6 protein-coding genes and 2 pseudogenes are annotated in these 4,389 nt (G+C 40.0%); 7 read left to right on the top strand and 1 reads right to left on the bottom strand.

The genetic code is table 11. The annotated features are described in order from the left end of the window. From EWV66_RS01330 to EWV66_RS01320, 3 genes and pseudogenes are all read left to right on the top strand, one after another. Positions 1 to 101, top strand: a pseudogene (locus tag EWV66_RS01330) (DUF3352 domain-containing protein); the annotation flags it as partial. Between the two features lie 271 nt (positions 102 to 372). Then, complete coding sequence (locus tag EWV66_RS01325) at positions 373 to 747, top strand: hypothetical protein (RefSeq protein ID WP_002796338.1); 375 nt, start codon at positions 373 to 375, stop codon at positions 745 to 747. 140 nt (positions 748 to 887) lie between these two features. Beyond that, entirely contained in the window at positions 888 to 1,292 is a 405-nt protein-coding gene (locus tag EWV66_RS01320; RefSeq protein ID WP_287107579.1) for an HNH endonuclease, read from the top strand. A 477-nt stretch (positions 1,293 to 1,769) separates the two neighbouring features. Here the strand turns inward: EWV66_RS01320 and EWV66_RS01315 are convergent, their stop codons facing one another. After that, positions 1,770 to 2,081, bottom strand: coding sequence for a hypothetical protein (locus tag EWV66_RS01315; RefSeq protein ID WP_242034510.1), 312 nt, complete (start codon positions 2,079 to 2,081; stop codon positions 1,770 to 1,772). A 290-nt stretch (positions 2,082 to 2,371) separates the two neighbouring features. On the opposite strand from EWV66_RS01315, the gene EWV66_RS01310 reads away from it, so the two are divergent. From EWV66_RS01310 to EWV66_RS01300, 4 genes and pseudogenes are all read left to right on the top strand, one after another. Further along, positions 2,372 to 2,641 carry a hypothetical protein gene (locus EWV66_RS01310; RefSeq protein WP_002796343.1) on the top strand — a complete coding sequence of 90 codons (270 nt, stop codon included), beginning with the start codon at positions 2,372 to 2,374 and terminating at the stop codon, positions 2,639 to 2,641. Then, a complete protein-coding gene (locus EWV66_RS23940) occupies positions 2,638 to 2,760 on the top strand; it encodes a putative toxin-antitoxin system toxin component, PIN family (RefSeq protein WP_353734435.1) in 123 nt (40 codons plus the stop codon). Before EWV66_RS01310 ends, EWV66_RS23940 begins: the two co-directional genes overlap by 4 nt. A 369-nt stretch (positions 2,761 to 3,129) precedes the next feature. Then, entirely contained in the window at positions 3,130 to 3,933 is an 804-nt protein-coding gene (locus EWV66_RS01305; protein WP_287107576.1) for a tetratricopeptide repeat protein, read from the top strand. Between the two features lie 208 nt (positions 3,934 to 4,141). Further along, a pseudogene (locus EWV66_RS01300) lies at positions 4,142 to 4,389 on the top strand (DUF3352 domain-containing protein); the annotation flags it as partial.

Raw genomic sequence — 4,389 nt, 5'->3', positions numbered from 1 at the left:
CTTTATTTAATAATCTGCGTTCTCTTACTATTAGCAGCCAAGGTAGTGAAAATTCTGTGCGTCGGGGAACGATTTTCTTTAACTTGGGAGTGAAGTCTTAATCAGTTATCAGTTATCAGATAGAAGCTTGTAGTTTGGGTTGAGCGATTTAATACTTAGGAGAAAACTGCTCGATTCAATGGTTTGAGCGAAACCCAACATTCTTGACGACATTGGTGTGGTTGGGTTTCCCTCAAGCGTCGCTAATATTTGACAGACAAGAGTTATTATTGCTCAAGTCAACCTACGGTTAGTATGTTAAAGTGCATAACAAGTATGGAAAAGCCAAATTATTTTGGATGAGCTTGCAAAATTCGCTTTACTGTTTAAACCATGACTACTATCACAATTGTTCCAGAATTTGCAGGAAAAACCTTGACATATAAAGCAATTTGTGGCAACCAAGAAACAAGTGGTTTGACTCCAGGTCAAGCACTGGATCTTATGGAAACAAGTTTAATTGCTGAAGGGGAAAATATGGGTGAGACATTAGTGATTTTACAGCGTTTCCGTCCTGATAATTTATTCAGCAAACAGCAACAAGAACGTTTACAAGAACTGATGGAAGAATTTCATCAATCTCTAGCTTCTGAGACTGATTTTTCTGCGATAAAACAGCAAGAATTAACAGCTTTAATTGAGGAAGAATTACAAGCAAGTATTCAAAGAGGGAAAAGAATCATCAAACAGATTCAAGATAATGATTAATTTATAATCAAGAGCAAAAGGTAACAAGCATCTCTTTTCAAGGGAACAAAAATTAAAATTTTTCTGATTTCAACTGATTTAAAGCTATCGACTTCAGGTAGTAATTACTGACAACTTATGGCTGATAACTGATAACTGAAATGACCCATCCCCAATATACTCTCGTTGCGAAAAGGGCAAAACATAGATGTGAATATTGTCATGCACCAGAGATTATTTTTAATCTTGCTTTTGAAGTAGATCACATTGTTCCCCTCTCTAAAAAAGGGGAAGATAAACCAGAAAATTTAGCTCTATCATGTCGTATTTGCAATCTTCATAAATTAGCTCGTATTGAGGGAATTGATCCAGTGACAGAAAAAGTATTTCGCTTATTTAATCCTCGTATAGACAAATGGGAAGAACATTTTCTTGTCGATAATAAAACTTTTGAAATCGCAGGAAAAACGCCAATAGGTAGAGTTACAGTAGAAGTATTAAGCATCAACTCTACTTTACAAATTAGTGGCAGAAAAATATGGTATATTCTAGGTGTTTTCCCTTGAAAAGTTAAGCTAAATAAACCAAAAAAAATATGATAAAACCACTTTTAAAAGTAGCACAGATACAAACTTAAAACAACCCTCTCATTACTTTTTGCTCGGTTTCCTTCTTAATCTTGAGAATCGCAATATCAACTGATTCTTGTAGATAATCGAGATTTGCTTGAGTTAGCGTGTAGTGGACTGTTTCAGCTAAAATAGGGCAATAGATTTCGGCTTAAAGTCTTAGATTATAGAATTTATAGCATTTTTCTAATACACCAAATTAGCTGAAACAGTCCACTACGGCTAGTATGGTGTATCAGTATACCATCGTCCTGCTTCTTCTCTTTTGTTTTGTTCGCTCATCAGTTCTATTATTCTTAGTTCGTCATCTTTTCTACGTTTTTCATTTGCTTTTCTTCTTTCTTATTCATTCTCTTTTATAGGCTGTTCAGCCACTTGTTTAAACTGAGGAAATATAGTTGCAAGTTTTTTAAGTTACCCCTGTCGATACTGATCTGATGAAACAAGTTGAGAAACATACTTATCAAATACATCTTTAAACTCAGGCAAAGTAGCAACAAACTCTTTTAACCTGTCTATTGTATTATCACCAAAACCGAGACTTTCAGGCTTCGTGGAAATCCACCGACCAATCACAAACCGAAAATCTGGGTACTTATCTAGTAGCATCCTAACATCGGCAATAGATAAACCTCCGTCAACCATCTGTAACCATTGCTGGCGAACAGAATTCCGTTGAACAGGATCAGTAATGTGGTCAAAACAGTCATCGTAGTATCCTGACATATTTTTTTCTCCGAATCACTCATAATCTCATCTTAAGCGTTCAGGGGGTGGTTATCAAGTAGCCAGTGGTATTGATTCTGTGGAAGGACTCTCTTGGGGTAGTATAAATGTAGAGGGAGAAACATTATCTCTCCAGACTCGAATCGCCGAGCGCCATCAATTCCAGGATTAGATTACAAGGTAGCAAGCCCTAGCTTGAAAAATTCGCTAAAAAATATATAATTAACTTGATCAGATTATTTATAAAGTCTGTTTAACAGCTAAAGCTAATAAAGTTGATTTTGAAGCCGATGACCAAAGAGCTACTCATACAAATCAATCGAGAAGGAAACCTCGAACTTCCTCCTGAAGTTCAAACCCGCCTCAACCCAGGAGATAAATACATGATTTCCCTGACGGAAGACTCCATCATTCTCAAAAAAGTTCATCAAGATAAAGTCAATCTAGAGCAATTCTTTGAGCGACTAGAAGCAATGGAACCAGACCCCAATCAACCGACTCTAGCTGAGATTAGCCAGATGATTAAAGAAGCTCGCCAAATTAGACGCGCCAACTCATGAAAGTTGTTCTAGATGTCAATGTTTGGATTTCAGGATTGTTGTGGGGAGGAGTTCCGGGTAAAATCCTTAAATTAGCTAAAAATCAAAGAATTACAAATTACTCCCCAAGAATTTCTTAGTCGCTACTTTAATGAGTAGAGAAGAGGAGTAAGGTAATTAATTGACGATTTACCCCAAGAGAAAAGATAAGTTTGACCGACAATAATTGCTAGGATTACTGTAGGATTTAAAAAAAGCGATCGCTCTTACTACTTTCTAATTACTTTAGATAGTAGTAGCCTAGTGCTTTTTAGACAAAAAAAGCCTATTCTGTATATTCCCAAAAAAGCAGCCTATGAATTAAGTAGGGGTTGCTGAATAAATCTAAAAACCTTGTTGGATAATATTTTTAGGCTTTTTTAGCCCAAAAACCTTTTTTAGCAGGATTTACACCGATATTCAGCCAACCCTAAGTAGAATTTAAAATCATCCCCAGTGAGGAACTAGCCATGAAATCCTTTGCCCTTCTTACCACCGTTAGCCTAATCAGCCTTTCCACCCTCGCGACTGTTCGCCCCGTCATGGCGCTAGAGGGCCGACAACCAGCCGAAACCCGGATCGCTCAAGGGAACAATCAAGACGCGATCGGCCACTATAACCGGGGAGTTGGCTACATCCAACAAGAAAAATACGATCTCGCCCTCGCTGAATTCACCAAAGCGCTCAACATTAATCCCCGATACGCCGAGGCTTACCTCAATCGCGGGTTTCTTTACGAACAACAGGAGAAACCCGACCTCGCCCTGTCCGATTACAATCAGGCGCTCAACATTAATCCCCGATTAGCCGAAGCTTACAACAATCGCGGGTTTCTTTACGCCGTACAGGGAAAACCAGACCTCGCCCTGTCCGATTTCAATCAGGCGCTCAACATTAATCCCCGATTAGCTCTGGCTTACAGCAATCGCGGGCTTCTTTACGAACAACAGGAGAAACCCGACCTCGCCCTGTCCGATTACAATCAGGCGCTCAACATTAATCCCCGATTGGCCGAAGCTTACAACGGTCGCGGGCTTCTTTACTACGAACAGGGGAAACCCGACCTCGCCCTGTCCGATTTCAATCAGGCGATCAACATTAATCCCCGACAAGCCCAGGCTTACGCCAATCGGGGGGTTCTTTATTACTCTCGACAAGAAAGGGAAAAAGCGATCAGAGATTTCCGACAAGCCGCCGAACTGTCCCGCCAGCAAGGAAACGCGGCGTTATATGAAAAGATTATGGAACTCCTACGGCTATTAGGCGCGGTCTAGTCCTTTTTCTTGGGTTGAGTCCGTCGGTGGGGTTGAGCGAATCAATGGGTTAAAGAAAACCTCTCAATTTTAGGGGAAAGGGAAACCCAACAGCCAACACCTAAATCTGTCTGAATGAGCGATCGCTTCTCATGGCTTTTTGTGGGGTTTGCTTGGGTCAATCCAACCGACGGTAATTGCTATGATTACTATAGGATTTGAAAAGGGTGCGAGTTCGGCCTTAATTGGAGTCTTAGGACAGGATAACCAAGCACCAATTTTATCTAGTCCCGTCGGAGCATTATCTTTTATCGGCGAAAATAGCCTTTTAGTCGCCGCTAGTCGGGATTTAAATCGGTTTTGGACTCAGGTAGAGGAGGGGTTAGAAGCAGATAGTCCCCTACAGGAATTAATAACACAGGTCTTAAACCGCTTCCAGTCGCCTTTAGGTTTAAATTTGCCTGAAGACGTTTTTAG

It is taken from the genome of Microcystis sp. M_OC_Ca_00000000_C217Col (assembly GCF_007095585.1).
GTDB classification, from domain to species: Bacteria; Cyanobacteriota; Cyanobacteriia; order Cyanobacteriales; family Microcystaceae; genus Microcystis; species Microcystis panniformis.
This window is presented reverse-complemented; position numbering and strand designations above follow the sequence as displayed.